The organism is Patescibacteria group bacterium (assembly GCA_038063375.1).
Lineage (GTDB): Bacteria > Patescibacteriota > Minisyncoccia > Phycocordibacterales > JANLHH01 > JANLHH01.
In genome coordinates, this window is the sequence record JBBTVG010000005.1 from 17,694 (window position 1) to 21,568 (window position 3,875).

General features: G+C 46.8%; 4 protein-coding genes and 1 tRNA gene. All 5 read right to left on the minus strand.

Features of this window, described 5'->3' with window-relative positions:
• Window positions 1–3 precede the first annotated feature (3 nt).
• The 5 genes from AAB523_00845 to rpsB all read right to left on the minus strand — a co-directional run bounded on the left by AAB523_00845 (window position 4) and on the right by rpsB (window position 3,689).
• Window positions 4–1,563 (minus strand): glycosyltransferase family 2 protein, encoded by a 1,560-nt coding sequence (locus tag AAB523_00845; GenBank protein MEK7555817.1) that lies wholly within the window; start codon window positions 1,561–1,563, stop codon window positions 4–6.
• Between the two features lie 91 nt (window positions 1,564–1,654).
• Window positions 1,655–1,730 (minus strand) — tRNA-Thr (locus tag AAB523_00850).
• Between the two features lie 79 nt (window positions 1,731–1,809).
• Window positions 1,810–2,193: a hypothetical protein gene (locus AAB523_00855; GenBank protein ID MEK7555818.1), complete on the minus strand. Its 384-nt coding sequence runs from the start codon at window positions 2,191–2,193 to the stop codon at window positions 1,810–1,812.
• Window positions 2,194–2,252: 59 nt separating this feature from the next.
• The gene (gene tsf / locus AAB523_00860) at window positions 2,253–2,840 is read right to left on the minus strand and encodes an elongation factor Ts (GenBank protein ID MEK7555819.1); all 588 of its coding nucleotides are present in this window, start codon (window positions 2,838–2,840) and stop codon (window positions 2,253–2,255) included.
• Between the two features lie 69 nt (window positions 2,841–2,909).
• Complete coding sequence (rpsB, locus tag AAB523_00865; protein MEK7555820.1) at window positions 2,910–3,689, minus strand: 30S ribosomal protein S2; 780 nt, start codon at window positions 3,687–3,689, stop codon at window positions 2,910–2,912.
• Window positions 3,690–3,875: the final 186 nt, after the last annotated feature.

The window sequence follows — 3,875 nt, forward strand, 5'->3', positions numbered from 1 at the left end:
CCCTTACGGATTTTTGGTGCCACCTTGTTCCGGAGAGCGGAACTTTGGCGTCACCCAAAATCCCATATACCTGCCAAACATCAAGCGTGTTTGCGCGTCAAGGCCTGGGATAGAACCGAGAAATATCATAGTGAAAGGCACCAAGACCCACTGAAGCACCATAAATGCCTTGTGGCGCTTTTTCTGTCCTTCGGGAACTTCCGGCAAAAAGCTCAAAGAAATAATCGCTGAAAAGAAAAGTCCCGACATGGCGACGAGCATGAGGTTGCGGGTGATAATGGGGAGATTATACGAGAGCACGGTTTCATTGAACTCCTTGCCCCCCAACATGAGCGGAAGCCAGCCAAGGAGGAAGATCAGGAGAGGATTGGTGGCGAGCGACCAAAAACCTTCAATCTGAATAAAACTCATCTTCACTTTTTGCGCAAGTGGAATGCTCTTGTTCTTTAAAAAACTGAACAAGACATAGGGAATATTTTCCACGCCCCATGTCCAGCGCCTTTGCTGTTTATAAATATTGCGCGCGGTCTCTAGAAATGTCGGCGCGAGATTCGCGTCCATAGAGACCGGGTACGAAAGCGGCACTACGGTATATGCGCCATCGTAAGCGACAAACGCATTCCAGAATATTCTGGAATCCTCGGAAACCATATTCTTCTGCCAAAATCCTATTTCAGAAAGCGCGCTATAACTCAAAGAATGCGAAGAGAAGGTCGCGAGACGCTCCGGGCGTTCTTGTTGGATCATCTGCCAAAAGGTTCCTGATGTCGCCACTACGCGAGAAAGTGCGGGTGCTTCCCAGATATTATTGTTATAGAGCGGAACCGGCTGGAACGAACTCCTGTGCGGGTTTTCAGCGGTTAGGAAATGCCACGTGAGACACAAAAAATACTGCGGATATACAATCGTATCAATATCAAACGCTGACACGATCACATTCTTGTGCGCGATGTGGTGTTTATCAAGAATTTCTCTCCCCGCGAGCTCCGTCGCGTAAGAGATGTTAGAACCCTTCCCCGCCATTTCCCCGGAAATATCTTTCGGATGAATGGTAATTAAAAAATGACCGAAATGACTCGCGTAAGTATCGCGCAATTCTCTCGCAATAGAGAACGCTTCTTCTCCCGCGCGCTCTTCCGTGGCAAGCACGATTGCCATTTTTTTCTTGTCTCCTTTGGTATTAATGAGAGACTGCAAACTCCCCTCAATGGTCTCTTTGCCCTCGTCATAAAACGGCAGTACGACAAGATGCATAATGTTGTCATATTTCAAATTACTAAGGCGCTCTTCCCAGTCAACCGCGATATTGTGTTTCATCCGTTTCCAGTTCTGTCTTAGATGAGCAGAAAGATACATTGTTTTGAAAACCCAATAGACATCAAAAATGATAATGAAGAGCGCAGCGTAAACAGGTAAAAATGCCGACAAAGCAACAATTCCCAAAAGGGTACCCCATGACAAAAACCCCGGTAAGATTTCAAAGATTCTATAGATAACTCTGTCCTTCCCGGTCAATTCGGAAGCCCTTCCAATGTGGAAATAGGGTGATTTGGTATACTCCATATCCCGTATAGTACTTTATTATGAGGTTTTTACAAGAAATCCTCTTTCGAGTCCGGCGGATATAATAAAAACTCCCCGAAGGGAGTTTACATGGAGCCGCCTCCCAGACTCGAACTGGGGACCTTCACTTTACAAAAGTGTTGCTCTACCAACTGAGCTAAGGCGGCATGACTAATTAAATAAGATTGCCTATTACATTTCTCTGAATACCCACAATACCTGCCAAGAAAGCTGTGGTGGCGAAAACTATTTGGACGCTTCCTCTCTGATACTATCTCTGTGATCTGTAATATCCTGTAAGTATCCTGACGCAGAACCCCTCTCACTGTCAACTTCACCGTGGCCTCTCACGAGATCTCTCATCTTGGTAATACCGGTCTTTGCTCCGAATTCCGTCTTCGTGCGATGAAATTTTCGCAGAGACCACTGTGCCGCTCGTTTCCCATTATCAAACAGTATGCGCATCAGATGATGCATTACTCGCTGTTGCCTGCGATCGGCGCTCTCTCTGTGGAGAGTGCGCCTCTCCTCAAGATATATTCTCCCGCGTTTTACTTCCCACGCGCGAAACAAAAGCATGGTGATTATTTCTACGAATGCAACGAGTGAGATGAGCGCAACGATATACATAGGTTTGAATATACGAGTGCAACATTTCCTAGCGTACTCCGTTTCTGGGGCCTGCTCCGCTAAACAGAGAAGCGCACGAAACGGACAACTTTTGTCTTCTCGCCGAATTTCTGGACCGCCTGCTCTTCAAGGTTTCTGATCGTAACGCCGGGGTCTTTGATGAAGTTCTGTTCAAGCAACACCTTCTCTTTAAAATAACTGTCTATCTTCCCTTGCAGTATTTTTTCCTTGATGTCTGCCGGCTTATCGCTCTCCGCAACCTCCTTGGCAAATGCCGCGCGCACTTTTTCTTTATCTCCCTCGGTAATATCTTCCGCGCGGAGGAACTCTGGATTGCTTGCGGCGACGTGCATGGCGATATCATACGCAAGCCGCTTGAATTCTTCATTCTTTGCGACAAAGTCAGTCTCGCATGCAAGCTCCACCATGGAACCGACGTTGCCGCCGGCGTGGATATATGCGGCCACCACACCCGCGTTCAATTCTCTTCCCTCTTTCTTGGAAGCAATGTCGCTGCTTTTTTTCCGAAGAAGAATGACCGCCTGATCCATGTTCCCTTCCGCTTCTTCAAGAGCGCGCTTGCATTGCATGACCGATACGCCGGTCGTGTCTCGTAATTTCTTGATTTGTTCGGTGGTGATTTCCATATAACGAAAGACTGCGTACAACCCTCTCCGCCACGCAAAAAAGATGCGGGAGAGGTGCCATGAAATATATTAGCCGGTAATGAGTTCTTTTTTTGCGTCTTCCTGCCCATTGGAAACGGGTGTTTCTTGTGCCGGAGGAGGAATTGGCTGTCGCAAAGCGCCTTCTCTGTATGCGGATGCGATTTCTCTGACAAGCAATTCAATGCTTGGGCGAGACGACTCATTCACCGGGATTGAGTAATCAATTTTGCTGATGTCGCAATCAGAAGAAGCAAGCGCGATGACAGGAATATTTTCTTTACGCGCTTCGGTAACCGCAATCTGTTCGTGCTTGGGGTCAACGACGAAGAGCGCTTTGGGTAATTCTTTCATGGAAACGATTCCCGAAAAGTTTTTATTCAATTTCGCGAGTTCCCTATCAAGCAAGAGTTGCTCTTTCTTCGTGTATTTAGCGAGTTCACCCTTCTCTTTTTTATTTTGAATTTCTTCCAATCGTGCAACGCGCTTTTTGATCTCGTGAAAATTAGTGAGCATTCCGCCGATCCATCGCTCGGTTACATAAGGCATGTTAATCGCCCGCGCGTACTCCTCTACTGTTTTCTTCGCCTCCGGCTTGGTACCGACAAAGAGAATGGTCTTACCATCCTGCGCCTTAGAGGCAATGAACTCCTTCACCACATCCAATGCCTTGAGTGTCTTGTCCAAATTAAACAATTCCACCCGGTTCTTAGCGCCGAGAATAAACGACTTCATTGATGGATGTCGTCTGGATTTTGAATAGCCAAAATGAGACCCCGCCAGGAGCATGTCGTCTATGAAGGTATTCTTGTTTGCTCCTTTTTCTATCATATGTTTGGAAAGTGTACCAAAAACGTGGAAAATACGCAACCTTACAGGTTCTGTACACCTTGTGGCTAGTTTTTTCGCCCGAGACTCAAAACTATCACCCAAGGTCTTTCGGTGCTCACGAAATCGCACCTCAACCTTACAGGTTCTGTACACCTTGTGGCTAGTTTTTTCGCCCGAGACTCAAAA

What these genes read in the sequence shown, in the direction of transcription:
- AAB523_00845 (MEK7555817.1), bottom strand. Translation starts at nt 1,563, where the DNA reads ATGGAGTATACCAAATCACCCTATTTCCACATTGGAAGGGCTTCCGAA.
- AAB523_00855 (MEK7555818.1), bottom strand. Translation starts at nt 2,193, where the DNA reads ATGTATATCGTTGCGCTCATCTCACTCGTTGCATTCGTAGAAATAATC.
- tsf (MEK7555819.1), bottom strand. Translation starts at nt 2,840, where the DNA reads ATGGAAATCACCACCGAACAAATCAAGAAATTACGAGACACGACCGGC.
- rpsB (MEK7555820.1), bottom strand. Translation starts at nt 3,689, where the DNA reads ATGATAGAAAAAGGAGCAAACAAGAATACCTTCATAGACGACATGCTC.